General features: G+C 42.1%; 30 protein-coding genes and 1 pseudogene. 1 reads left to right on the top strand and 30 read right to left on the bottom strand.

Going from position 1 to position 26987, the window contains the following annotated elements; all coding sequences use genetic code 11:
* The 17 genes and pseudogenes from KVG29_RS12605 to KVG29_RS05570 form a co-directional block, all read right to left on the bottom strand.
* Positions 1-179 (bottom strand): annotated as a pseudogene (locus KVG29_RS12605) (IS1634 family transposase); the annotation flags it as partial.
* 162 nt (positions 180-341) lie between these two features.
* A complete protein-coding gene (locus KVG29_RS05645; protein WP_252227265.1) occupies positions 342-614 on the bottom strand; it encodes a hypothetical protein in 273 nt (90 codons plus the stop codon).
* A 239-nt stretch (positions 615-853) separates the two neighbouring features.
* Positions 854-2404, bottom strand: coding sequence for an ABC transporter substrate-binding protein (locus tag KVG29_RS05640; RefSeq protein WP_252227264.1), 1551 nt, complete (start codon positions 2402-2404; stop codon positions 854-856).
* Positions 2405-2476: 72 nt separating this feature from the next.
* Positions 2477-3406, bottom strand: a complete 930-nt coding sequence (locus tag KVG29_RS05635) for a carbohydrate ABC transporter permease (protein WP_252227263.1) — start codon at positions 3404-3406, stop codon at positions 2477-2479.
* A 22-nt stretch (positions 3407-3428) separates the two neighbouring features.
* Positions 3429-4361, bottom strand: a complete 933-nt coding sequence (locus KVG29_RS05630) for an ABC transporter permease (RefSeq protein WP_252227262.1) — start codon at positions 4359-4361, stop codon at positions 3429-3431.
* Positions 4362-4411: 50 nt separating this feature from the next.
* The gene (locus KVG29_RS05625) at positions 4412-5770 is read right to left on the bottom strand and encodes an FAD-dependent oxidoreductase (RefSeq protein ID WP_252227261.1); all 1359 of its coding nucleotides are present in this window, start codon (positions 5768-5770) and stop codon (positions 4412-4414) included.
* An 11-nt stretch (positions 5771-5781) separates the two neighbouring features.
* Positions 5782-7311 (bottom strand): DUF4127 family protein, encoded by a 1530-nt coding sequence (locus KVG29_RS05620; RefSeq protein ID WP_252227260.1) that lies wholly within the window; start codon positions 7309-7311, stop codon positions 5782-5784.
* Positions 7312-7412: 101 nt separating this feature from the next.
* Positions 7413-8306, bottom strand: a complete 894-nt coding sequence (locus KVG29_RS05615; RefSeq protein ID WP_252227259.1) for an ROK family protein — start codon at positions 8304-8306, stop codon at positions 7413-7415.
* Between the two features lie 23 nt (positions 8307-8329).
* The gene (locus KVG29_RS05610) at positions 8330-9181 is read right to left on the bottom strand and encodes a MurR/RpiR family transcriptional regulator (RefSeq protein WP_252227258.1); all 852 of its coding nucleotides are present in this window, start codon (positions 9179-9181) and stop codon (positions 8330-8332) included.
* Positions 9154-9897: an N-acetylmannosamine-6-phosphate 2-epimerase gene (locus KVG29_RS05605; protein ID WP_420840526.1), complete on the bottom strand. Its 744-nt coding sequence runs from the start codon at positions 9895-9897 to the stop codon at positions 9154-9156. Before KVG29_RS05605 ends, KVG29_RS05610 begins: the two co-directional genes overlap by 28 nt.
* Before the next feature lie 141 nt (positions 9898-10038).
* Complete coding sequence (locus KVG29_RS05600; protein WP_252227256.1) at positions 10039-10698, bottom strand: SOS response-associated peptidase; 660 nt, start codon at positions 10696-10698, stop codon at positions 10039-10041.
* Positions 10699-10929: 231 nt separating this feature from the next.
* Entirely contained in the window at positions 10930-11424 is a 495-nt protein-coding gene (locus KVG29_RS05595) for a ferritin family protein (protein ID WP_252227255.1), read from the bottom strand.
* Positions 11425-11540: 116 nt separating this feature from the next.
* Complete coding sequence (locus KVG29_RS05590) at positions 11541-12014, bottom strand: hypothetical protein (protein WP_252227254.1); 474 nt, start codon at positions 12012-12014, stop codon at positions 11541-11543.
* Positions 12015-12180: 166 nt separating this feature from the next.
* The gene (locus KVG29_RS05585) at positions 12181-13302 is read right to left on the bottom strand and encodes a 4Fe-4S double cluster binding domain-containing protein (protein ID WP_252227253.1); all 1122 of its coding nucleotides are present in this window, start codon (positions 13300-13302) and stop codon (positions 12181-12183) included.
* 49 nt (positions 13303-13351) lie between these two features.
* The gene (gene trpS / locus KVG29_RS05580; RefSeq protein ID WP_276576418.1) at positions 13352-14347 is read right to left on the bottom strand and encodes a tryptophan--tRNA ligase; all 996 of its coding nucleotides are present in this window, start codon (positions 14345-14347) and stop codon (positions 13352-13354) included.
* Positions 14348-14598: 251 nt separating this feature from the next.
* Entirely contained in the window at positions 14599-15237 is a 639-nt protein-coding gene (locus KVG29_RS05575) for a uracil-DNA glycosylase (RefSeq protein ID WP_252227251.1), read from the bottom strand.
* 53 nt (positions 15238-15290) lie between these two features.
* A complete protein-coding gene (locus KVG29_RS05570; protein WP_252227250.1) occupies positions 15291-15872 on the bottom strand; it encodes a uracil-DNA glycosylase in 582 nt (193 codons plus the stop codon).
* 437 nt (positions 15873-16309) lie between these two features.
* Here KVG29_RS05570 and KVG29_RS05565 point away from each other — a divergent pair, with 437 nt between their 5' ends.
* Positions 16310-16606 (top strand): DUF6951 family protein, encoded by a 297-nt coding sequence (locus KVG29_RS05565; protein WP_252227249.1) that lies wholly within the window; start codon positions 16310-16312, stop codon positions 16604-16606.
* Between the two features lie 214 nt (positions 16607-16820).
* Here the strand turns inward: KVG29_RS05565 and KVG29_RS05560 are convergent, their stop codons facing one another.
* The 13 genes from KVG29_RS05560 to KVG29_RS05500 all read right to left on the bottom strand — a co-directional run bounded on the left by KVG29_RS05560 (position 16821) and on the right by KVG29_RS05500 (position 26987).
* Positions 16821-17756 carry a thiamine pyrophosphate-dependent enzyme gene (locus tag KVG29_RS05560; RefSeq protein ID WP_252227248.1) on the bottom strand — a complete coding sequence of 312 codons (936 nt, stop codon included), beginning with the start codon at positions 17754-17756 and terminating at the stop codon, positions 16821-16823.
* A 12-nt stretch (positions 17757-17768) separates the two neighbouring features.
* The gene (gene porA / locus KVG29_RS05555) at positions 17769-18950 is read right to left on the bottom strand and encodes a pyruvate ferredoxin oxidoreductase (RefSeq protein ID WP_252227247.1); all 1182 of its coding nucleotides are present in this window, start codon (positions 18948-18950) and stop codon (positions 17769-17771) included.
* A 17-nt stretch (positions 18951-18967) separates the two neighbouring features.
* A complete protein-coding gene (locus tag KVG29_RS05550; protein WP_252227246.1) occupies positions 18968-19276 on the bottom strand; it encodes a 4Fe-4S binding protein in 309 nt (102 codons plus the stop codon).
* Complete coding sequence (locus KVG29_RS05545) at positions 19273-19851, bottom strand: 2-oxoacid:acceptor oxidoreductase family protein (protein ID WP_252227245.1); 579 nt, start codon at positions 19849-19851, stop codon at positions 19273-19275. The genes KVG29_RS05550 and KVG29_RS05545 overlap by 4 nt, the downstream gene beginning before the upstream one ends.
* 284 nt (positions 19852-20135) lie before the next feature.
* Entirely contained in the window at positions 20136-20411 is a 276-nt protein-coding gene (locus KVG29_RS05540; RefSeq protein WP_252227244.1) for a pro-sigmaK processing inhibitor BofA family protein, read from the bottom strand.
* Positions 20412-20684: 273 nt separating this feature from the next.
* Positions 20685-20954, bottom strand: a complete 270-nt coding sequence (locus KVG29_RS05535; RefSeq protein WP_252227243.1) for a YaaL family protein — start codon at positions 20952-20954, stop codon at positions 20685-20687.
* Between the two features lie 159 nt (positions 20955-21113).
* Positions 21114-21701, bottom strand: a complete 588-nt coding sequence (gene rbr / locus KVG29_RS05530) for a rubrerythrin (protein ID WP_252227242.1) — start codon at positions 21699-21701, stop codon at positions 21114-21116.
* A 238-nt stretch (positions 21702-21939) separates the two neighbouring features.
* The gene (locus KVG29_RS05525; RefSeq protein WP_252227241.1) at positions 21940-22323 is read right to left on the bottom strand and encodes a desulfoferrodoxin; all 384 of its coding nucleotides are present in this window, start codon (positions 22321-22323) and stop codon (positions 21940-21942) included.
* A gap of 191 nt (positions 22324-22514) precedes the next feature.
* Positions 22515-23366 (bottom strand): glycosyltransferase family 8 protein, encoded by an 852-nt coding sequence (locus tag KVG29_RS05520; RefSeq protein ID WP_252227240.1) that lies wholly within the window; start codon positions 23364-23366, stop codon positions 22515-22517.
* A 37-nt stretch (positions 23367-23403) separates the two neighbouring features.
* Entirely contained in the window at positions 23404-24228 is an 825-nt protein-coding gene (locus tag KVG29_RS05515) for an MBL fold metallo-hydrolase (protein ID WP_252227239.1), read from the bottom strand.
* 35 nt (positions 24229-24263) lie between these two features.
* A complete protein-coding gene (locus tag KVG29_RS05510; protein ID WP_338084619.1) occupies positions 24264-24767 on the bottom strand; it encodes a GAF domain-containing protein in 504 nt (167 codons plus the stop codon).
* Positions 24768-25015: 248 nt separating this feature from the next.
* Entirely contained in the window at positions 25016-25258 is a 243-nt protein-coding gene (locus KVG29_RS05505; RefSeq protein WP_252227238.1) for a (2Fe-2S) ferredoxin domain-containing protein, read from the bottom strand.
* A gap of 31 nt (positions 25259-25289) precedes the next feature.
* Entirely contained in the window at positions 25290-26987 is a 1698-nt protein-coding gene (locus tag KVG29_RS05500) for a 2Fe-2S iron-sulfur cluster binding domain-containing protein (RefSeq protein WP_252227237.1), read from the bottom strand.

The raw sequence follows: 26987 nt of genomic DNA, 5'->3' as shown, positions 1-26987 counted from the left end.
ATTATGGTTACTATCAATACTTCTATTAAGAATCCTGGCGAAACCTTGGAATTATCGACTTTCCATTCTACCATATCATTGACAGTCTCTGCTATTTTTGCAATACGGCACATCTCAAACAATACTGGTATGCTGGAGGCATTGTATGCTATTATGCTCTTAACATCATTTATATCCATTCACAATCACCCCTGCATCTTTCTACAGGGGATATATATTCGACAAAAAATTCAAAAATCCTTTTGGTAATAAATGTAATTAAATTACCTGTTTTTTACATGCGGAGACTCGGGCATAAAATATAAATAAAAGGTAACAATAGTAATGTATGAGAGATATTGTTACCAGGTTAAAGCGACACAATAAACAACACCAGAAAGGAGCCAAAAGCTCCCATACACAAAAATATTTACACTCCCATCCCATTTTTTAACATGCGAAATGTGGGTTATAAGATTTTCTCCTGTTCTTTTATTTATTAATTCTAAAAGCTCTCCAATATTTTCATCAAAAGCAAATTCTACATAACTTATTTCCAAATCGTAGACGTTTAAACCTTTTTGATAATTTATTTCCCCCTCCATTCCACAAATTAATGCCCCCCTTGCAGTCAACTATTTATCTTATTCCTTTATATTTTATTAAGCCTAGTAAAAATGAGTTAAATATATAAACTTTACCAAATCAATATGAGAATGTTTTATAACCTTTATATTTACAGTCTTTAAATTGCTTGCAATGCTAATATATAGTAATAGTACAGCACAGCGTCCCTACTCATTTTAATTTATAATCTTATGAGCAAGGACGCCATGCTTAGCAAATTTTATTTATTCAATACGTTAAAAACGACTCATTTTTTATTTGCAAGAAATTCATCTAATTGTCTTTGAGCTTCTTTCTGAATATCTCTAATCCCAGCCGCTTCAAGTTCTGCTATTAATTTTGGCACTTCAACCTCAGGATTCACTGCACCAGTAAGGAGGCCAGACGAATATTTTGATATAACATTTTTACATGCTGCAACCTGGCTTTCAACAGGCGTTATATCAAACGAAAAACCGATCGCCTCAGAAGCAATAGCGTTTTTGTATCCTTCGAAAATAACTTTCCACATGTTCGGATCTACGTCTACCCCTTCTGCTGCCTCTGGCGTACTTAGTTCATAAGAACCTTGTGCAAATGCCCATGGTGAATATCGTTGACGACCACGCTCAGTGCGGAGAACAAGCCCTTTGTCAGTATAATTCCAATGTACACCTTCTATACCATATCTTAGTATATCACGATATTCCTTATTTGTGTTGACTAATTCTAAATATTTTAATGCCAAGTCAATATGAGGAGATTTAGCATTAATAGCGTTCATAGCACCTCTTATAGATGTAGTAGACAAAAATGGGCCTTCAAATTTCGAAATAACCTGTACGTAACCATCCCGCGCACTCCATATGGCATCAGCTCCATAGAAGCCCAAGTTTGATTTGACGGCAGAATAAGTACCAATATCCTCTGCAACTGGAGCATCAGGATTTATATAACCAGCTTTATACCACTTATGCAACGCCTTAAGACGCTCAAGCAAATCCGGATGTTCAAACATTAAAACTACCTTGGTGGCGTCAGCAGTACCTATAGCAGAATAAGGAATTCCCAACCATGCGTCATTGCAAATTATATCAAAATTCCTAGTAAGCCCCACAAACTGGCCTTTAAGTTTAAGCGGATATTGGGCATCAGCAGCAGCTTCGATACCATCTTTATAAGCTTGTTTTGCAGCTTTCAAGTATTTTTCAACATCAAAAAAGCTCATTTTCTTGGGAATTTCCATGCCTAATGCGTCTACAAATAACTTTTTATCAAATTGATAATACATTTCATAACAATAATCTTTTTTAACTGGAACTGCCATTATTTTACCATCTATTTTAGCACCTTCCCAAACTATTTCAGGCATACTTTCATATAATTTAGGAGTTAAAGTTTTAACTTTCTCTGTAATATCAGCAAAATAACCCTTACGAGCTTGCACAGCAAAATTATTAAACCATTCACACGTAAATACTATATCCCACTTTTCTCCACTAGCAAGCGCTAACGTTGTCCTTTCATTATCATAGTAGAGTGTTTTCATTTTTACATTTAAAAGAGGAACAGATATTTCGTTAAGCTTTTCTTCAACCATGGCTTGATCAGCAGGAACTTGACCGGGATTCCCCATGATCCAAATAAGTTCAACTGGTTGTTCCTTGGACTTTTCAGTATCATTTGTTTTGGTAGTATCTTCATTAGTAGATCCTGAATCACCTACATCACTTGGCTCCACTGCCGTTTTAGCACAGCCAAATAAAGCAATCGAAATAAGCATCACTACAATAAGTAAGATAGATACTTTTTTAACCATTTTAACATTCCTCCTTCTGTATTTTTATTAGCCATTAGATGGCTTAATAAACACTCATAAATTATTTCTTAACTAACCTTTAATAGCTCCAATAGTCAAACCAGAAATAAAATATTTCTGGAAAAATGGATAGGCTAGTGTGATAGGTACAACAACAATTACAACGATAGCCATTCTGACAGATTCAGCAGGCAGACGCCTCAATGCCTCCTCTGGAATCATAAATTGCGAGTTCTGTGTCAAAAATTGCAAATTTCTTTCAATGCTCATCAGTACATACTGTAGTGGATACATATGTTGATGCGTTGATTGTATATAAAGCATAGCAAGAAACCAACTATTCCAATATGCAAAAGAAAGAAACAGACCAATAGTCGCCAAAGCCGGCAGTGATATAGGCACAACAATTTTAAAATATATTGTAAATTGGGAAGCACCATCTATTTTAGCTGACTCAATGAGAGAATCAGGAACAGTAGTCTGAAAAAAGGTTCTTAATACAATAATATAAAATGATGATACTGCCATAGGAAGTATAAGCGCCCAGTAAGTATTGCCCAATTTTAAAACTTGAGTATTGATTAAATATGAAGAAACAAGGCCTCCACTAAAAAGCATCGGTATAAAAATTAACTTAGTAAAAAAATTTCTTAATACAAAGTTTTTACGCGAAAGAACATAACCCATAGTTGAATTAAGAAACAACCCAATAACAGTACCTACAATCGTAATACCAACTGATACAAGGAACGATCTACCTATTACATCTCGAAGATTCCATAGATATACATATGCATCTATACTCCATTCTTGCGGGAAAAAACTATACCCAATTCTTTGAATGGATTCAGCAGATGAAAATGATATAATAATAACAAAAATTACAGGGATAACAGCTATTAAAGCTAAAGAAATAAAGATTAAACTAAATAATATATTAACTGGAGTAGAAATACGATTAAAACGTGTAATACCCGAAGAAAACAGATTATCTTTCGCCATTACTCCATCACCTTTCTAATGATTAGAATAAAGAGCTATTAGGATCAATCTTGCGAACAATCCAATTTGCTGTTGTAATGGTTATGAATCCAAATATTGACTGTAAGAACGCAGCAGCAGAAGAAAACCCAATATTATTCATTCCCATAAGAGCTTTATATACATATACATCAATAGTTTGCGTCACATTAATAAGAGGACCTGAATTCCTCGGAATATTATAAAATAAACCAAAATCCGTTGTAAATATATGGCCAATCGATAAAATAAACATAATGGTTATAATAGGTTTAAGCATAGGTAAAGTTATATATTTAACTTGTTGCCATTTCGTAGAACCATCAATAAGAGCAGCTTCATATAAAGAAATATCAATTCCAGATATACTTGCCAAGTATACAACCATACCATAACCCATACCTTTCCATAGATGTAAAAACGTCAGTATATATGGCCAATATCGAGGTTGCATATACCATTCAACTGATTCCCATCCCAGCGCCTTATAAAGTTGATTAAGTAATCCCTTGTCTACACTAAGAAACGCAAAGACAAAATAACTTACAACCACCCATGACAAAAAGTGAGGTAAAAACATGGCAGTCTGACAGACTTTAGCAAGTTTTTGAGAATGTAATTGTGAAATCATTATAGCCAAAGCGACCGGGATAACAATATCTAGAACAATAAAAACTGCATTATAAGCTAAAGTATTACGAAATATAATCCAAGCATCTGGCGTAGCAAAAAGGAATTTAAAGTTGTCAAACCCTACAAACTCACTTTTAATCAAACTCATGATAAAGCCAGCATCAGGTAGTGGTCGAAACTGTTTAAAGGCAATAATTATTCCAAACATTGGTAAATAGCAAAATAGAATATACCATACAACCGTTGGTAATGCAATCAATAACAGCTCAAGATCTTCTTTACTAAAACGATATCTTCTTCTCAATATAACTCACCTCTTAATCTTAAATCTTATATCTCCTTAATACACAATCTTTACAACTTTCCTCCTCTTTCCCTCATGATGCTCCTAACCTCCCGTCCATCCACATCCCGACATGGAACATTCCTCTGTATCGCTAATTTGGCTGCTATTCCGGCTGCTTCCCCCATCGCTCTACAGGTCTGTTGTACCCTGATTGAGGATTGGGCAATGAAATCTGCTCCTATACAACGCCCTGCGACAAGCAGATTATCAACCCCTACAACCACCAAACTTCTATATGGTATCTCATAGTATTTCTCGGTTATCCCTTGAGAAGCACACTCCAGCTTGCCCGAGGCCCCGTGTATATCTATAGGATAATTAGTATGCGCAATACCGTCTTCGAACTTTCTGTAACTTAGCACGTCCTCTTTGGTCAATATATACTCGGTCTTCGCTCTTCTTGACTCACGAACTCCTATCATAGCCGCAATATCACATATATATGAATTTTCAAAACCAGGTATATACTCCCTTAAAAATTTTGCTAGCCTTAAAATAGCTCTTTTGCCTTCGATTTGTTTTTGAGAAAGGTATCGCGCATCTATCACATTTTTTGTTCCTCCCAGTTCGGGACAATTGAAGGCAAGGTCATTGGGTTTTCCCGGGACCGAAAACACCTGAAAGTAGTTTAGGTCCTGTTCCGTCAAAATCCCTTGTTCTACTTTCTCTTCAAATACCTTGTTTAACGGCCAATTTCCCCCTTTGACAACAGCTGTGTGAAGATAAGGATACCTGGTGGCCCCTTTCTGCCCCAAACTTTCTAAATATTCACCAAACCTATCACAATCTATATTAGTCATCTGAAATCTTAAAGATATTGCCTGATTGACTCCCTCTTCATTGCCCATCTCATAAGGAAGCCCTGCATAGTACACCACATCAGCATCACCAGTACAGTCTATAAACACTTTAGCTTTCACAGCAAAAAGTCCATCTTTATTGTGCAATATAACCGCTTCTATGATTTGTCCATTACGGGCCACATCAACCAAGGATGTGTGGTATAATATTTCGCATCCCGCTTCAACCGCCATTTCTTCCAGCACTATCTTCAGCATTTGAGGGTCAAACCAACCTTTATTCCCGCCAGCGTCTTTATAGCCGTACCCGTAGGATATAATTCTATCACAGATCTCCTCATCAATAGCCGAAGAATAAGGATTTCCTTCAATATGATTGTGCATCATGGGGGTAACCAAGGCCATGGTTTGTGAGCCGCCAAGGCAGCCAAACTGCTCAACCACTAGAGTTTTTAACCCTTCCCTCCCAGCCGAAATCGCTGCTACAGCACCTGCAGTTCCCCCGCCGACAACCACTACATCATATTCTTCAATAACCTGAATTTTTTTACTAAATTCTATTCTCATAACCTTTCTCGTCACCCTTTAATACCCATTTCAATCCCAACTTCAAACATCCGATTCCAAGGCATATAAATTCTTTCTATGGTTAGGTGATAGTCCTTATATTTAGGAAAATACCTTTCCAGAATATTTTGAAACTCCTCTTTCAGTACACATGTTACTTTGTCTTGTTGATCTCCTAACCAGAAATAATTTAGTCCAAGGCGCGGTAAAAGTTCGTTGGTAACTTTGCTCCTTAAAACACTTTGATAAGCCCAGTCATCAAGAAATCTTTCAAATAAAAACCGCTGATGTTTGGGAGACTCAAGGCACTTCCCTTTTACCGCTATCATGCTATGGGATATAACTGTCCCCAGGGTGTTACCACATGTATTCCATCCAGCATATCCATACAATTTGTAGTACAATTCCTTTTTAGAGAGCAACTTCACCAAATCCCCGTCTCCACCATTAGCATACGCCACATCAGCCACCGCACAAGGTTTATTTTGGTCGATATAATATTGCATGGCTTCAATCATTTCTCTAATATTCCTCATGCGCTCATAAGAATTGTCGTATATATCATTTGCACTCGTACTTTCCTTCATCTTATCTGCTGGAGCATTTACAAATAATATGTAGTCAGCGGTGCTCTCATCATGTACAATCACTCCACCTGCAGCACTTATCTGTGATTTAATGCTTTCACAGAGAGGACGATCTTCATAAAGCGGAATCGTCCTGTAACCAATCTCAGAATTGTAACGCACATAAACCTTTGGTAGCCACCCTTTAGATTTATTAATAGCACGGGCCATCAATGTACAACCCACTTCATCAGCACCCGGATAAATATAAACCTGATCCCACAGCTCGTGCTTCCTAATAAGGGCTGAAAGCTTTCTTTGAGTAATTGCGAAAAATCCATAAGGGCTGCAATCATCCTGCGGAATTATTAAGAAATCAATTACCCCTTCTTTTACCATTTCAATGGCCATCTCATTGATGGATTCGTTGACTTTCCTTCTATGTATATAATCCTCTATGACTTCTTTAGGTATCTTCTCCTCTAACAACTCATATTCTTTTTTTTCTTCTTCTGTCGCTTCATTCTTTTGAATCTTGTCAGTAAGACAAGAATACATGAAAATGTCTCTTCCATACTCCTGATAATAATCCGGTTCTTCTTCAGCAGAATTGTAAGCTGGAACTCTCATTATAAGGTTATATGCATATATCTTAAGACATGGATTTTTACTTCTTATCTCCTTCAGCTTATATAGGCGTTGTTTTAATTCATCAAAAGTATAACTATAAATACGAGACGGAACAATGCCTCCATACAGTAGCAGATCCAACGAAACAACAGCAACATCACAAGAGCTCGCTTCCTGCTCCAAAAAAGCCATCAAATAATCGATATCCGCAGGTACTTTCTTCTTACCCATACGATTTATGTCAGGTCTAATTACCTCGACATCCTCTACTAAATCAGCAATCCTGACAGGAAAGACATAATTGCACGGGCGCTCATCTAGCGGTAAATATAATATTTTTACCAAAAAAGCCCCCTCCTCTTGAACATCAGCTGTTTCGTTCAAATTTCATCTCGGTCCAACTCTATACAACCAATAAAACACCTTATTAAATGGTTAAATTACATTCACAATACTAATTGGACCGCACCAAACATTGTAGCCTTATCGCCCAGCTCGGCGCTCATAATGTTTATGTCACTGCCCAATGACGTTTTCAAATCGTCCCACCAGAGATCCTTCGACTCTACCACCCCTCCTCCTATGATAAAAACTTCGGGATCCAATATATTTTTAATACTCATAATGGATATAGAAAGCAACCTTACAAAGTCACCTATTACCTTTGCTGCTATTTCATCTCGCTGTTTGTACAGTTCAAAGACCTGCCATGCATTATTTACTTTTAAATTTTTGCTTAATTCATTATATTGCTTATACAAGGCCGTGCCTGATATATATTGTTCCAGACAGCCCTTCCGGCCACAATTGCATTGTTTCCCTTCAGGATACAAGATCATATGCCCTATTTCCCCCGCACTACAGCTGCTACCCCTAATCAGCTTACCATCGGCAACGACCGCTCCTCCCACTCCCGTACCTATTGTCATCATCAAAATATCCCTGTAATTTCTTCCTGCTCCTAACCACATCTCCCCCAATACAGCGGCATTTACGTCGTTATCGACCGCAACCGCAACTTGATATTTATCCTCTATAATCCCTTTTAGAGGTAATCCCGTCCAGCCGGGCAGATTGTCTGTGGCATAGACGACAACGCCTCTTTTATGGTCGATCCTTCCGGCGCTGCCAACTCCTATGCCATCAACTCTCCCTTCTGCAATGAGGTCGTCTATAAGCCTGAACAAATTGGCCAGGATGGCGTCCTTGCCCTTCTCTGCCTGGGTACCGACCTGCTTAACCTTTAATAAGGTCCCATCCTCCTCAACTATACCGCCTAATATTTTAGTGCCTCCTATATCGATGCCTATAACCCTTTTCCCCACGGTACATCCCTTCAATCTGCTTTTGATGCTTCATCCCATCAATACAGCTTGTCAAGAACTGCTTTTGCGGTCTTGTCAAGAGCCTGAACCGCCTTATCCTTCAGCCTTATAGCTACCGCGGTGTACAAGATATCTAAGACGTGCAATTGTGCAATCTTGGAAGTCAAGGCACCACTTCGCAGAGGCGTCTCTTTTGCCGACGTCAAGAGAACTATATCCGCTACTGTTGTAATGGGCGACCTTGCATAATTCGTAATGCATATGACAGTTGCCCCTGCTTTTTTGGCCAATTGACATGTCGCTACAGTATCCTTTGTACTGCCCGAAAAGGATATACCTACTGCCACATCTCCTTCTTTAAGGTTAGCAGCCGATATTGCCTGAATATGAGCGTCCAAGTTGGCATCCACATTTAAGCCCAATCTCATAAATTTATACTTTGCATCCAGCGCCGTATACCCTGATGCCCCTACTCCGTAAAAGTCTATCTTCCTTGCCTTCACTATAGCGTCAACAGCTCTTTCCACCTCTTCTAAAGATAACAATTTAGTAGTGTTGGCAATTGCTTGAACGTTCTCGTTGGTTATCTTTTGTACCTGTATATCAATAGGGTCGTCAAATGAAACATTTTCATGTATGCTGGTCTCGGGTTTTATTACATCTTTTGCAAGGTTAAGCTTAAATTCCTGAAAACCTGACAAGCCTATGCGCCTGCAAAACCTCACTATCGTGGTCTCACCTGTATTACATCTTTCGGATAGCTCCGTTATGGACAAGTATATGACTTCCTCTGGATTTTCCAATACATAATCAGCAACCTTTTTCTCTGCCTTGGTAAGAGAATTGTATACGCTTCGTATCTTCAAAATGACGCCGTTTTGTTCTTGCAAGTTTTATTAACCCCCTTGTTCTTTTTTATAAACTCAACAAACCTCTTGGTAATCTCCTGAGGTCTTGTTATAGCTGTTCCCACCACCACAGCATATGCACCTTTTTCGAGAGCCTCTAAAGCTTGACGGGGCTCCCATATACGTCCTTCAGCAATAAGCGGCACCTTGATTGCCTTTGCCAACCTCTCCACCAGTTCAAAATCCGGATCATCCCCATGTTGGCTGTATTCTGTGTATCCAGACAGCGTCGTAGACACCAGATCAAAGCCTATTTCAGCCGCCTTAACTCCCTCCTCATAGGTGGATATATCAGCCATAACCAATATGTAGGGATACTTTCTCTTTATTTCTTTCAAAAAAGCCTCTGTAGTAAAACCTCCTGGCTTTATAGATTTTGTGGCATCAACTGCCACTATTTCTGCCCCTGCCTTTACCACCTGCTCTACTTCCTCTATTGTAGGAGTTATATAAGGGACATAGCCTTCATATTTCTTTTTCACAAGGCCTATCACCGGAAGGTTAACCTCTTTTTTTATAGCCATTATATCATCATACCCATTGGCCCTTATGGCTACCGCCCCTCCCATTTCTGCTGCCTTTGCCATTTTTGCCATTATGAAAGAACTATGAAGCGGCTCTCCTTCCAGTGCTTGGCATGATACTATCAGACCATTTTCTAACTTTGATAGCAGTTCATTTGCTACGTCCATCTGCATCCCTCTTTGTTTTTGGATTCGTTTTTGTACTATATATATTCTACATAAATTAAAAAAATCCTTCTTTTTTTATTAAAAAAAAGAAAAAATTTTTTGGGTTAAGAGCGAAAAATTTTACTGCCTTGAAAAAATTGGATACACTCAAAACATGCTCATCTGCTCGCCATACATACCTTCTTTAATTTTGTTGCTTGCTGCATCTTCGCACTTTTCAACCGTAAATTTCGCTCCTGTTTTCGCCCTCAATATTTCCTCCACAAGCTCTACAGGGGTATCTTTGCTCAGCCACATGTCCACCCATTCTTCTTTAATGATTAAAGGCATTCGCGGATGCACTTCCCTGACACCTTCTTCTGCATCGGTAGTTATGATGACAAAGGCAAGCTGCGGTCCCAGGTCTTTGTCAAAAGACAGCTTGTAAAGCCCGCCTAAAGACATTATGCTGGCATCCTGAAGGCCTATCCTGTACCTTACCTTTTTCCCTGCCCCCTCAGCCTTCCACTCATAAAACCAATTGGCGGGCACTATACACCTGGCATACCGCGCGGCATCCTTAAACAGTGGCCTGTCCAGAATTGTCTCGGCCCGAGCATTGACAATAATTTTCTTCTTTGAATCATAATTAAAACCCCATTTCGCAAACATTATGACCCTACTTTTGTCCTCCAGCACAACTATGGCATTTTGCGCTGGATAAAAGTTCCCCGCACTGTAGCCGCTTACCTTTTCATCCACTGTTTTAACTTTATAATTGCGCATCAGCTCTTCAACGCCACTTTCGAGGAAAAATCTTACACACATTACAATTAACCTCCTACCGATGACCAAGTAAATTATCATATATCATAAAATAAATTTTGCCTGAAATTCACCAACCACGTCCTTTCAGTGCTACAGAGTTGTTTATTCATTGTCGGTAAATCTGAAAAACAGACAAATACGGTGTAACAACCAGACAAACCAAAATAAAAACCCGGCATTTCAACGTTCAAAAGCTTGATAAATGCCAGGCAATCATAATTCAACGGCATTTTATTCACGTTTCAGATAGGCCTGAAGGTCAACGAGATGCTTCTTTTCTTCTTTAAGCAGCCTGCGAAAAACATCCTTGGCTTCAGACAATTTTGAAGATATGATCATCTGGGTATATAAAAGTATTGAGTCCTTTTCCGCCTGAATGCCAAACCTTATGACATCCTCAAGGCTTTGCAGCTGAGCCACCACTCTCGCCTGTTCTTCTTCATTCGGAAAAATCAGGCTGTGAGCAAGAGCATTAAAATAGGCAGCCACATCTTGGTCGTACAGATATTCATCGTCAAACTCATCCTTATTTTTTAGAAACTCCTGATACAACCCTTCAAACACCGCTTTGTGCTCCTTCTCGTCCTCTGCCAGCCTTTCAAGCAAAACCCTGGCTGCACCATCGCTCGCTTTAGGGGCCGATTGGCGATAAAATCTCTCGCCTCTCTCCTCAATAGCAATGGCCAGCTTAATAGCCTCCAGGTCATTGAAAATGTTGATGGACACCTTTGTTCTCCCCCTTTACAAAACTATTACAAATCAGCAAACAAAGCTCATTTCACCTTAAGAAAACAGCACTCCTTTTCTCAACCTATCTATAAATTCAGACACATCTAGCGCGCTCAAATTCCCTCCTGTAGATTCTTCTCGTTGTTTCCCTGGGTCATTTTTCCGCCGGCATCCAGCTTTGTTTCTCTACCAACATCCTGCTTTGTTTCCTGGACACCACCAGGCTGAGCACTGTCCTGCCCACCGGTTTGAGGGGCATGTTGATCCTCACGCTGCTTTTCTACTTGAGCTCCTTCTTCCTGCATCTCCTTTTTTATGTTCTCCACTCGCTTCTTTAACCCCTCAATTTTCTCCCTGTGTTCGTCAATCTCCTGGCACAAACGATAGATGGCATCCAGGGAGTTATTCTCCTGTTTATAGGCCTCGTATACCGACTGTCCAATCTCCCTGTACAGCCTCTTTATGGTATCCTCTTCTTTGAAGATCTCATAATTGAGCTTGCCCAGCTCTATCAGCTCTTCCGACTTTTCGCCCACTTTTTTGACAACCTCACCGAGCCTTTTGGCCAGCTCGTCGATAAAAGCCATCCTCACACCCTCCTTTCACACTTTTTATGCCACCATATAATCCCACAAACACCACATCTACATAAGGCACCAATTTTGAACCACACCAGCATTTTCTTCTCTATCTCTAATATACTCTTCCCCAATTTGAATGCATTCATACTGTTTTTTCTCACCAGTCCAATCGTTAACCATCGCTTCTGTACTCACTCAACCCAGCTATCTCTTGTGCTCTTTTGATCTCCTGTATAACACGTTCATCGGTTTCATCTTTCAGCGCATCGGCCAAAGCGTTCATGCTATCTTTACCGCCTATTTTACCCAGTGCCCATGCGCTGTACGCACGGATTGGAGGATGAGGATGCTTCAATGTTTTAACTAGCAACGAAATAAATTTGGGCTGACCAAAATTGCCTGCCGCAATGATAGCACTGGATAGCAATCGCTGAGGCCTTACATAATTGCGCCCTATCAAAGATGCCACGGCCTCTATCGCTTTTCGATCGTTCTCAACCAATGCCTTTATCAATGTATAAACGTCAAACGGCCGTAAATGATCATCTTCTGGAAGACCAGCCTGGCGGGTTATCCTGCTGTTTCTGGGACATACCTTTTGGCAGACATCGCACCCCAACAATCTGGTACCCAGCTTTTCCCTTATATCCACCGGCACAAATTTCGAAGTCAACATATAGGCCCTCAAACAACGCCCCAGCAAAACAGCGCCATCATCGGCAATAGCACGGGTAGGGCAGGCACGTATGCACCTCTCGCACTCTCCGCAAAAGGAGAGAGCTTGAGGCTGACCATCACAGGGCAGAGGCGCATCGGTCAAAATGAGATGCAGAGTAACCCATGAACCGTATTCACCTACATATATAATGCCGTTTTTCCCAAATGTCCCCACTCCCGCTCTATAAGCCGCGGCCTTGACCGGCAAGGGCGGCTCAACCATGGCCTTATAACCCCACTGACTTATAACGCCGGCCAGCTCCTCAACCGCTTTCCTGGCCCTTGGATATTCTACATAATGCGCAGAATACCTGGCCACCCCTTCAGGAAACTCCTCCGGGTACGGTAGATAAGGATGAACGGCCACCACGATGGCTTTGGCATCTGGCATCAAATCTTTGGGATAATGGGCAAGCCTGCTTACAGCTCTTTCTACCTCTCTGTCCATCGTTTTTCGTACCTCAACAGCCCGGTACCATCCGTTAAACGGTCCTGCATCGGTAACCCCTATAACAAGAAATCCCAGGTGCCTACCCCGCTCTATAAGTTCCGCTTTTAAAATATCCAATTCTTTCACAACAGCTGCCCCTTTTTTCGAGCAATTTTGGCATCTGCAATAAATTAAATCATACAATCAGGCCTACCCGCTCATACACCTTTTTGAGCGTCTGGGAGGCCACGCTTGCTGCCCTTTGAGCCCCTTCCTTCATCAATTTTACCAGATAATCCTCGTCCTTCATAAGCTCATAGTAACGCTGTTGAATTGGCTTCAATGCTTCAACCACGCACTCACCCACGGCTTTTTTGAAGTCACCGTAACCTTTACCCTCAAATTCTCGTTCAATCTCATTATAGGTCTTACCGGTAATGGCGGCATATATGTTCATAAGATTGCTTATGCCGGGCTTGTTTTCTTCATCGTATTTTACTTCTCTTCCCGAGTCGGTAACGGCTCTCTTAAACTTCTTCATGATCACGTCCGGCTCATCCATCAAAGAAACGTAGGCATTGGGGTTTTCATCGGATTTTGACATCTTCCTGGTGGGGTCCTGCAGGCTCATCACCCTGGCAGCCACCTTGGGAATATACACCTCCGGCACGACAAACACGTCACCATAAAGGCTGTTAAATCTTTGAGCGATATCCCTGGTCAGCTCCAGGTGCTGCTTCTGGTCCTCACCCACCGGAACAAGGTGGGTCTGGTACAGCAGTATATCAGCCGCCATGAGTACGGGATAGGTGAACAATCCCGCATTGATGTTGTCCCTGTGCTTCCTGGACTTCTCCTTAAACTGGGTCATTCGGCTCAGCTCACCCATGTAGGTATAACAGTTCAAAATCCAGGCCAGCTCGGCATGGGCGCTCACATGCGACTGAACGAATACGGTGTTCTTTTCCACATCCAGCCCGCAAGCCATGTAAAGCGCAAACAGGGACAAGCTCCTGCGCCGGAGCTCCTCAGGGTCCTGCCGCACCGTCAAAGCATGGAGGTCAACTATGCAGTAAAAACAGTCATACTCCTCCTGAAGCGACACCCAGTTCTTAATTGCTCCCAAATAATTGCCAAGGGTGATATTGCCCGATGGCTGTACTCCGCTAAAAATCCTCTTCTTTTGTTCCATCACTTATTCATCCTCTCCGTCAATTATGTTTAATGCAAGTTGCTGTTTTACAAATTTATTTGGAAATTCGATGACTTACGAACATTACAACTATCGAATTCTTGAAACCTTAAATAGTAAGCTCCCTTTTCCCAATAAGAATTCTTTTTTATTAAAAGTATCGGTGTACCTTTTAACATCCTAGTCTTAATGCCTTGCTAAAGCATTTTCTATACATCATACAAACCCAGGTATATCCTAACATCTTATCACTATAACACTCCTATATCCTGCAAGTAACGTTTCAACCTTTTTACATCTTCAAGGTATATCTCCTTCAACTGCGGACGGTATATTATGCTGGCCGGGTGATACAGCGGGAACAGGGTCATCTTTAATCCCTCTTCGCCTATCGCTATCTCGATTGGGGTACCGTGTACCTGCCCTATGGCAATTTTATTGTCATCAGTCAGTACCTTTAGGGGAATATTGCCCAGGCTCACCACCAGCACCGGGCGGATGATACTGAGCTCGTTGTAGAGCAAGCCCCTACAGAGTTCTATCTCCTCCCTGTTGGGCGGGCGGTTGGATACTCGGCCGGTCGTCGTGTCAACCTTGGTGGGCCTAAACTTGACAGCGTTGGTAATGTAAATATCCTCTCGCTTTATACCAAGTATTCCCAAAAATTTATTGAGATTTTCGCCGGCCTGTCCCACAAAAGGCCTTTGCTGCACTACTTCCTGGTGCCCGGGTGCCTCACCTACCAACACCAACGGCGCATCGGGATTTCCTTCACCAAACACCAGAACCTTTCCCTCATCCTTATATATCTCCTTAAAAAAAGAAATGCTTTCCTGTCTCAATTTCTGGAGCTGCTTAGCTTTTCTACTAGTTTTTCTACTTACCGGCACTCTCACATCTCCCTTTTAATAGAAGGCATTATTAGTTTAGATAATATTTTTTGCTACGGCTTTAACCCTAATTCGTGCAATTTATCCCTTATTTTTTTAAAATCTTCCCAGGCATCATACTTTTTGGCTGGATCCCGGAGCAGCGCAGCAGGATGATATGTGGCCATCAACCAATAACCTTTTTTCTCAAACCACTGACCCCGTATCGATGTTATGGAAGCATTCTTGTCTATTACATAGCGCATTGCTGTGGCACCCAAACACACTATTATTCGCGGGCGTACAAGGTAAACCTGCCTTCTAAGATAAGGCAGGCAGCTCTCAGCCTCGCTCTCCCGCGGCACCCTGTTGCCCGGCGGACGACACTTTACAATGTTGGCTATATACACCTCTTCCCTCTTGAGCCCAATGGCCGCTATCATCTTATTGAGCAGCTGCCCCGCTTTGCCCACAAATGGCCTCCCGGTCAAATCTTCGTCACGTCCCGGCCCTTCACCGATAAACATCAAATCGGCATTCCGGTTTCCTTCACCCGGAACGACATGCGTCCGGGTTTTGCACAGGTCACATTTTTGACATGTCTCTACAGCCCGTATCAGCTGTGCCCACAGTTTCTCGGTATCCACAGCATCCATAAAGCAAAAGCCCCTTTGTTTTGTTTATGTCAATTTTACAGAAAAACTCCATGCTTTTTGTGAATTATTTATCCTTTTTACATTATAATATAACTTCATATACAACTTCAACCTGATAAACCATCAAACATTCACCTAGATATCAACTCACAAACAGCACAATATACATTTATCAACAAATCCATCTATACACGCCGTCTGCTTATCTACAATTCAAATGTGTTAACCCCAATACTTTAAGCTTTTATGCTTACGCTAAAAATATAACAATTTAATGTGAAATTTATATCATCACTAATTGCATCTGTCAAAAAATTTACAATTATTAAATAAAAAATACGTTTCTATCCCCTGGTATTCATGGTATAATAATAGTACAGAATATCCGGAAAATCAAGTTCAAAAGTATGGCATTTCTGAGAAAGGAGGTGTTGCAAATGTGTAAATACGCCTCCAGATGTGCGTTGTGTAATAGAACAGTAGAGGTTGAGGCCCAGCAGCAAGATATGAATACCGTAAAAATAAAAATTTCATCTGATTGCCCCAACCTTCAGCCACTGGTAAATAGACCTATTCATTTAGATGCCATATATGAAATAATAGCCTCCAAAGAAAAATCACTGCTATATGAACTGATTAAGCAATATCACACACAAATAGAAGACTGCACAGCATATGAGATAATAAAGGATTCAATAGGTCAAAGCCTAGGTCGCTACTATGAATTGGCTTGAACGCTAAAAATTTAGAATTAAAAATTGACTCTACTGTAAAAATTCCATTTTGCCTTTGAAGACGGAATTTGTGTAAAAGCAAGCCCAAAAATCAGCCGCTGAAAGCTTTGCTGATTAATAGAATTTTTACACCAAAATCAAAAATTTTAACAAAAAAACAAAAAGCACGCATGAGAGGAGACCCCATACGTGCTTTTTTATTTTTAACCAAGCTTTACGCCTCTCCACACAGCTCCAGCAACCTATTCCATCTCCTGTCCACTTCCTTCTGGATCTCCTCGAGCAATCCTTCATTTTCCTTGGTAAACAAGTGACGGAACCTACCCTGTGGCTTTAGATATTCCACCACAGGAAGCTTATTTTTGGGCTTGTAGTTCAAGATAAACTTACCCTCTATAACTTCATAGAGAGGCCATACACAGGTCTCTATAGCCAACCTTACAATCTCCATCAGCTGGGGAGTATTGTATCTCCACCCGCGTGGACAGGGCGCCAATACGTTTAAGAACGCCGGCCCGGGCGTGTATATGGCTTTTTCAGCCTTCTCATAAAGGTCCTTTAAGTTTCTAAATGGAGCGGTCTGAGCCACATAGGGAATATTGTGGGCAGCCATGATCATGGTCAAATCCTTCTTAAACTGAACCTTACCGGGTATCTCGCTTCCAGCAGGCGAAGTGGTGGTATCGGCATATTTAGGAGTGGACGAAGACCTCTGTATTCCGGTGTTCATATAAGCCTCATTATCATAGCAAACATACACCATATCATGACCTCTTTCCATAGCTCCCGAAAGAGCCTGGAAACCTATATCATAAGTACCACCGTCCCCGCCAAAGGCGATAAACTTGGTAGTACCCTTAACCTTGCCAACCTTGGCCAGCGCACGATATGCAGCCTCGGCTCCCGAAACGGTAGCAGCAGCATTCTCAAACGCGCTGTGGATAAACGAATCTTTCCAGGCGGTGTAAGGATACAAGCAGGTCGAAACTTCAAGGCAACCCGTAGCCACTCCAATAACCGCGTGGTCCTCGGGCTTCAAGGCCCTGAGTACAGTTCTCACCACGATAGGAGCACCACAACCTGCACACATCCTGTGGCCCCCGGTAAAGCGTTCCTCTTTTTCTGTCAAAGTCTTCAGATTGTATGCCACCTTGCACACCTCCTATTCTCTTACGCCCAGGTAGTTGAAAGTCGATTTTACCTGACCGGTCCTCGCGATCTCCAGCAGGTCTTGATATACGCTCATGATCTCATCAGGACGCACATCCCGGCCACCTAGACCGTATATATAGCTCACAGCCTTGGTATCTTTCGCGTAATCAAACATGGCGCTTCTTACCTCTGTAAACAACGGGCCACCTGCTCCCGAGAAGCTATCAGCCTTGTCCATAATGGCCACAGCTTTCAAATGCGACAGGGCTTTACCCAGCTCCTCAAACGGGAATGGGCGGAACACCCTCAACTTGATTAAACCGGCCTTGATGCCCTGCTTGCGCAGCTCGTTCACAACAAACTTAGCAGTACCGGCTGTAGAGTTCATTATGACAATACCCACTTCAGCATCTTCCATCTTGTATTCTTCAAAATATCCGTACTTCCTGCCTGTCAGCTTCTCAAACTCCTGCGCAACCTCCAAGATCACCCTCTTTGCATTTTTCATGGCCTCTGCCTGTGCACGCTTGTGTTCAAAGTAATATGCGGGCATATCCAAGGGCCCCATCGAGATAGGATTGTCCCTGTCAAGCAAATAGTGTTGCGGCCTGTATTCTCCGATAAATGCTTTGACCTTCTCATCCTCGATAAGTTCTATATTCTCAACCGCATGGCTGGTGATAAATCCATCGTAACACACCATTACGGGCAACTGCACGTCCTTGTGCTCGGCAATACGAATAGCCTGAATCAGGTTGTCATAAGCCTCCTGATTGTTTTCGCAGTACAGCTGAATCCAGCCCGAATCCCTAGCACCCATGCTATCGCTGTGGTCATTGTGAATGTTGATGGGGCCAGACAAGGCTCGGTTTATAACCGACATGACAATGGGCAAACGCAGCGAAGCAGCTATATACAGCATCTCCCACATCAATGCCAGACCCTGCGAAGAGGTAGCCGTCATGGTCCTGGCACCAGCTGCCTCAGCACCTATACATGCGCTCATCGCACTGTGCTCTGACTCAACGGCCACAAACTCGGTGTGTACCTGGCCATTGGCGACAAACTGAGAAAAGTATTGGGGCACTTCGGTCGATGGCGTAATAGGAAATGCCGCCACGACATCCGGGTCGATCTGGCGCATAGCCACAGCTATAGCTTCATTACCGCTCAACTTATCCTTGATTGCCATTTCCACATTCCCCTCCCTTACTTACCTTCTTCCACAAAATCAATGGCTTTAAACGGACATACCTCTACACAAATTCCACAACCCTTGCAGTGGTCAAAGTCAAAGTCCTTTCTCTTGCCGTTCTCCACAGGAATAGCCATATCGGGACATACCGGCCAGCACAGCAAACACTGCTTGCACTTGTCTGGCAACCACACTGGCCTCATGGAACGCCAGTCACCAGTTTTGAAGTCCTCTGCATTACCGGCATCTATGATATGTCCACCCTGCGGCATCTCTCTCCATGACATGTCCTCTCTTATGTTCATCTTGCGCTCTTTGGTCATAGCCCCTTCACCTCCTGCATGGCCCGCTTGAGAGCCCTCATATTCCCTTCTATCACATGGGGTTTAGTAGCAAACTTGTGATGGAACGACCTCTCCATAGCTTCAATGAAGACATCCTCGTCCATCAACTTGGTGATTTTGGCAATCGCACCCAACATAGGCACATTGGGAAAGTAACGTCCCAGCTCCTCTACCGATATCTTTCTCGCATCTATGGTATAAATCTTGCCCTCAAAACCCTTCAATAACGGTCTGAACTCCTCAGGATCCTTAGCTGAATTTATCACAATAGCCCCATCTTTCTTGAGGCCAGCCGTTACGTCCACCGCCGATACCAGCGTCTCGTCCACCACTATAACGTAGTCAGGTTCATAAATATTGGAATGTATGGTAATTGGTTCATCGCTGATGCGGTTATAGGCGGTAATGGGCGCTCCCATTCGCTCCGGACCATATTCCGGGAACCCTTGCACATACTTGCCAGTGTCAAAAGCAGCTTCAGCTAGCAAGAGAGATGCGGTCTTGGCACCTTGTCCCCCTCTTCCGTGCCAGCGAATCTCTATCATCCTACCCATTTAAAGATTTCCTCCTTTCGTTTTACGATGCATAATTCCTTAAATTTACAGCATCTGTACTAATACAAGCGGCAAAAAATAAAATTGTATTATAACAGATGCTCAGATATAATTATAACAGTTTCACAAAACCCACTATTATAAATACTTGGTGTGCATATAACACTTATCAGATTAATTATAACAGATGAGTTTTCCACTGTCAACAAATTATAAAAATAAAACCAGAAAGGGGATGAATTATAGATGATGAGGATGTGGCTTGGGAGAAAGGAATCGATAAATCAAAGCAAAATGAACTGCAAAACCAAAATGAGAATAATCCCTGGAATTCCTAGAAAACCCACAATTAAAGCGGTAACCGGATTTACAGCCACCGTAACGCCAATTAAACCTCCTACCAGGTTTAACAGCCACAATATAATGCCGCCGATAATGGCGTTGTATATCAATTTGAGGATCACTTTAAGCGGTACCAACAAAAACCATCCCACGATATATAAAAGCACCAGACCAGCAGCATAAGCCAGTATTACATCCCATGGAATTACCCCCGGCATATCAATCACACCTTAATCCAGATTCACAGTCAACAAGTCCAAACATAAATTATCGATATTTTATAATTATGATGTTGATCCAACTTATATGACAATGCGGCCAGTATTTTACCCACTGATTCAGACGGCCTGCGTACTTGAACATTTGCACAGTCACAAATCCCTATCCGATTAAATTATCATGATGTTATTACTCTGTTGTATACACTCTAAAATATAGCACATAAGCCACATACTGTAGCCACAAAATCATCAGTAATAAATTTCGATGCTTTACTCGTTAAAATATTGCAAAGTCTGTATGCCCTCAATGCCTCTCAGCTTAGCCTGCTTGAGCATGTACATGTACTTTTTCCTAGCGGCTTCCATGTTGTATATGGCATAATCTACCAATTCAGGTTCGCTTACGCTATTGAAATAATTTTGTGCATTTATCCATTCAGCGTGTGCCTGGTTGACAGCCTGCAATATGTCAAAGTACTCTTCGTCATAATGCGAATCATTATGGCGTACATCCAAAAGATTTAGTATTCGCATCCTCATATATCTCCCTCCAATGGTGCTCGTTTTTATTATATTATTGCCATATTTTCTCATGATTATCCCTTTTTTATGCACCACATGAAAACAGCCTTGCAACCAAAAATAAAGAAGGAACGAGATATCTTTCTCGTTCCTTCATCTTGTGCATACCCCCTGTCATCAATAGGGCTCCACAAATACCTCAAAGAACCCCTGAGGATGAGCACAGGCCGGGCATTGCACTGGAGCATTTTTGCCCTCATGTACGTATCCGCAGTTGCTGCACTTCCATAGAATAACCGTATCCTTTTTAAACACCTTATCATTTTCTATATTCTCAAGCAATTTTCTGTATCTTTTCTCATGGTTTTGCTCGCTTACACTAACCCTTCTGAACACCTCTGCGATCTCCGGGAAGCCCTCTTCATCAGCAACCCTAGCAAACTCAGGATAGAGGTCGGCCCACTCCTCGTGTTCACCGTTGGCAGCAGCAAGCAGGTTGGCCTTGGTATCTCCCAGCGCAACGGGATAGGATGCAGAGGTTATCTCCACCATCTCGCCATTAAAGCTTTCATTTAGGAATTTGAAGAACCTTTTTGCATGCTCCTTTTCATGGTCTGCCGTTTCCAGGAATATATTGGCTATCTGTACATAGCCCTCCTTCTTGGCTACAGAAGCATAATAAGTATACCTGTTCCTTGCCTGCGACTCGCCAGCAAATGCTTTTAATAAATTCTCTGCAGTCTTGGTACCCTTAAGCGATTTCATACAACCATCTCCTCCTTTTTGCATAATTTAAAATAGCTTTTTATATGTCTAAACTTAAACACAAGATGACATTCATATTCCCAAAAAGCAGTTTCACTGAAAAATTAGTCCATACCTTGCATTCTCAAAATACATACCAACCGTCAATTATTTGCCCAGCGGCACATTATCCATTTGTTTTTAAATCATGCGCGCTTGCCTCAAACACAATCCACTTCCATCTTGTAAACGATGGAGTTTACTTCACTTCTGCTTTCCAAAGCCCATGAATATTGCAGTAAGCGTAGACATCCACCTCTTCCCCGGTATCAACCACTTCAGCTTTTGGCTCCTGACCAGGCGTCAGCGCAATCCTCTGCATAGTCTTGTCGCTCACCACTGCTACCCACTCAATGTAATGTTCGGGTATCATAGGATGAGGAACCGAACCTATCTGAATATACAATTTGCCATCCTTTCTGGTAACCGCTGGAACATGTTTCTCAACAGAGGCATCCACGGTATTGGGCTTAAGCTCGGTCATGGGCTGGCCACAACATACCAGTTCCCCTCCACCCCTGTTAATAAGCTCAACCAGATTCCCGCAAATTTCACAACGGTAAAAAGCCACTTTATTTCTCATAACATTCCTCCTTCCATTAAAATTTTCAAATTCTTTAGGTGATGTAAAATATATACCACAGCAAATTTGGTTTTAAACCAATTTTTAAACTCGTACAACAACAGTCGTCAAAAGCACAACAAAAAACGGGGCAGCATTGATTATGCCTTTCCCCGTTTTTATGTTCATGTTAAACTCCTCTAAAGTTTTAATTAAATATATCTGACGGCTTCAGCTGTTAGCTCATACTCCTGGCAGTTCTCGGTCCTTTGAACCAGCTTTTGATAATGTTTATAAAGAATGCCAAAACGATACTTATAATTTGGGTGCCATGGCTTCTGCCTGCCACAGAAATGCAATATAACGGTATTGTGTATGACGAAATCCAGATTGACACGGCCCTTTGTGGCAATTAAATAAGTATGATAACGCCTCGCATCATAATTATATAAATATTCATTTAACGGTTTGATCTTATGCCAAAAAAGTCCGTTCAGTACATCCTGGTCAGGCAGTATGAGCTCATGAGCATGTTTCTGTATATAATCAAATATTTGTTGAATATCCACTTCCTTCCTTAGCAGTTCCACATTGATGAGCAGCACACCCGAATTGTAATATTTGTTCGACTCAGTTCTGAGGCGGAGCCTGTTTATATAGTCTATCACTGGCTTCGAGTGTGCGGCAGCAGCAAAATAATAGCCATCCAGCTCTGTATAATAAAGCGGTTCAACTGGATTAAGCACAAGTATATCAGGGTCGAGGTACAATATCCTGTCAACATGCTCAGGTAGCACGGTATGCGCGATAAGGCGATAATACATCTCAGGAGGGTAATAAAAATTAACTGGTGCCTTGGCAAATATTTCCCTATCAACCGTCAGCAGGTAAAGTGCATGTCCATAAGCTTCTACAAATGCTGAAAGCCGCTCAAGTTCCGGTTCTTTTATGTCAGAGTGCATTAGATATACCTCTACCTTCTCAGAGCAATTATCAAACAGCGATCTGAGCATCACCTTAAGCGGCGGAACGTAAGCAGCATTCAAAGTCACCAGTATATTCACACACACCCACCTCTCGCGCACAAAAATGATTTAACGCCTAAACAAACACCTCAAACCCATCATAAGCAACGTCAAATCCATAAGGCTTTGCAAGCTCTACCAGTTCATCGTGCAATAGACCACCGTTATGCGAAAAATGCGTCACCACAAACTTGGTGGCCTCATCGGCACACCCCATTTCAATTAACCTCTCCTTGACCTTTATGTTATCGGGCAACCCCATATGGTTATTTCCATCTTGTCCTGACCCCATGGTACAGTCCAAGCTCACCAAGTTGAAGTAATATCCTTTTATATATTCCCATGTTTCTTTCGGGAATATTCCGGTGTCGTTTCCATATAACATACGCTTTCCATCTCTGTCCTCAAATATATAAATATAGCAATCTTCGGTTCGGGCATGCAGCGCCAACAACGGCGTCACCTTTATATCTCCCGCCTCAAATGTTTCAAAGGGCGGTACATAATGGATATTCAAATATTCCTTTAATACAGGATTGTTGTGGAGTATTTCACTCATAATAGACTCAACGGCCCTGTTACCATATATATCCAATACACTCCCCTCATCAAGGTGAGCAAACACTGACCTTCTGAGCTCCAAATCATCGGTGTAAAAATGGTCCTGATGTGAATGCGTTATAACCAGGTGCTTCAACTGGCTAAGATCAATCCCAAAATTGATGACATGGTAATATGTATCGGGCGGGAAGTCCACCATCAAGCTGTCATTAATGAGAGCGCTTGAGCGCGTGCGGATATTCTTTCCTCCCCTTTTTCTTGCTTCTTTGCAGTGTTGACACCCGCAGAATATCCCTGGCCACCCTTCGGCAGCAGCAGTACCAAGATATTTAACTTTCACCCCAATCTCCCCCTCCACAAAAATCCTTTGCAAACTCACTTGAATTCTCCGGGCCAATCGATATACCGATTCAAAATTTCTACAAACGAGCTTAAACCCTCTGCATCTTGCCGATCAAACCGCGCTCTATATGGGCTGTCAATATCCAAAACCCCTATCAACCGGTCATCCTTTACAATAGGTACAACTATCTCAGACCGGGATGATGGATCACAAACAATATGCCCCGGAAAGAGGTTCACATCTTCAACCAGTTGAATTTGCCCTGTGCTGGCTGCCGTCCCGCAGACGCCTTTGCTTAAAGCAATCCTGGTGCACGCTGGCTTCCCCTGAAACGGACCCAGCACCAATTCCCCTTCCCTGTAAAGATAAAAGCCCGCCCAGTTGATGTCAGGAAGCAACGTGTACAGCAAGGCAGCAGCATTGGATAGCGCTGCAAGCCAGTATCCCTCTTCTTTGAGCAGTCCAGCAAGATAGCCATTAAGCTGCTTATAAAACTCCGACTTATCACTGGTATCTATTTTATCTATCACAAACACAATGCATTCCCCCTCTCCATACGCCATAATTCCTGCATGTTAAAAGGTCCTGTCTGGCTATGTCTGTACATGTCTGGACACGTCAGACCATATTCATTTTACCACATGATTATCCAATAAATGAAGTTATTTTTTTAATGTACCTTCATCTGCTCAGAATTTTGGTATCTCTCAAAAAAGCATATAATAATAAAAAATGCCAGAGAAAGCATCTCTGGCTATTTTACATATATTGCATAGAGGATGGATTATCCGCCCATTACATATTCTCTAAAAAAATCCTCCAGATTATCGTCGTTTACCGACAGCACGGGCCCATCATCTATTCTTACACACACTCCCCTGGTACACTGCCCCAGGCAGAACGCAGCCTTGATAAGCACACTATCCATGAGCTTATTGTCGTTTATAAGTTTTTGCAGTCTGTCTATTATGTTGTACGACCCCTTCAAGTGGCATGCACTGCCTACGCACACGTATATTGTCTTCATATTATCCCCCCTACAAATTTGGCTACATTAATTATTTCTGATGATGCAGGTATCTGTGCAGCAGATACCTTTTTTCGCTTAAAAGGCCACTGTAAAGTGCCATTATTATGGGGTTTTCCTCAGATCGCTTTATCTGGGAAGACCTGTCCACATCATACAATCCCTTGGCCCTTTGCATTTTTACCAGAGAACTTTGAGGGATTGGCTGACCGGCTCCGCCTATACACCCACCAGGGCATGCCATAACTTCAACAAAATCATATCTCTTTTCACCGGCTAAAATTGAACTTATAAGTTTACTGGCATTCCCCAGTCCATGCACCACAGCCACTTTTATCTCTCGCCCATCTATGTTTATCGCAGCCTCCTTGATGCCTTCCATCCCTCTTACACCAGAAAAAGAAATCTCTTTGAGTGCACCAGGATTTTTTTCCTTTAAACAGCGCCTGATCACCGCCTCTGCTACACCACCAGTCACCCCAAATATTAGCCCAGCCCCGCTGGCCAGGCCAAAGGGCATATCCAAAGATTCCGGTTCCAGTTCATTAAACACAATCCCCGCCTGTTTTATCATCAAAGCCAATTCCTGTGTGGTAATCACTACGTCCACGTCCGGTATTCCATTGTTTCTGTATTCTGGCCTCGCGGCTTCATACTTCTTTGCAGTACACGGCATGACGGATACAACTACAGTCTCTTTACCCTGAGCCTCATCAATTTTCTTATAATGCTCCTTAATCAATGCGCCAAAAATCTGCTGTGGCGACTTACAGGTGGATAAATTTTTTAAAAGCTGAGGGTACTTATCTTCAACATGCTTTACCCAAGCAGGGCAACATGAAGTAAATAACGGCAAATTTTCTTCTTTCTCCAGCTTGCCCATAAACTCCCTGCTTTCTTCCATGACGGTCAAATCAGCCGCCATCCCTGTATCATATATCTCATCAAAACCCAGCTTCCTCAAAGCGGCAACTATTTTGCCAGTTACAATTTCGCCAGGCTTTAGGCCAAATTCCTCTCCCAGCGCTACCCTAACAGCTGGTGCTATCTGTGCTACCACTCTTTTGTTTTTGTCATTTAATACATCCCACACCTTGCTGGTTTCATTTTTCACCACCAGTGCTCCGGTGGGGCACACGGCAGCGCATTGCCCGCAGTTTACACACTCTACCTCAGCGATAGGCCTCTCAAAGGCAGTGGTCACCTTTATTTTCGAACCCCTGTAGGCAAACCCCAGCACACCAATTCCCTGTACTTCTTCACACATCCTCACGCAGTCTCCACACATTATGCACTTGTTGGGGTTTCTTACAATCGATGCGCTGCTTTCATCAACGGGCAGCTGTTTACATAAAGGGCCAAATCTTATATTCTTTATGCTGAACCTTGCAGCCAACTCTTGAAGCTTGCATCTTCCGTTCTTTTCACAAACGGTACAATCCCTGTCATGGTTGGACAAGATAAGCTCCAGCACCATCCTTCTGTATTTTTGAAGCTTAGGGGTATTAGTCTTTACAATCATACCATCTCTGGGTGGGGTTGAACATGCAGCCATGGTCCTGCCGCGTTCATCCTCCACCATGCACATCCTGCAGGCACCATAAATGCTGAGCTCTGAATGATAACAAAAAGTGGGCAGGTCAATTCCAGCTTTTCTTATTACATCCAGGATATTTTTTTCTTTGTCAAATCCAACCCTTTGTCCATCTATAATCATCGTTCCTGCCAT

The organism is Caldicoprobacter algeriensis (assembly GCF_023838525.1).
Lineage (GTDB): Bacteria > Bacillota > Clostridia > Caldicoprobacterales > Caldicoprobacteraceae > Caldicoprobacter > Caldicoprobacter algeriensis.
Note: the sequence above shows the minus strand (reverse complement) of the source record. Positions and strands in the feature narration are given on the sequence as shown.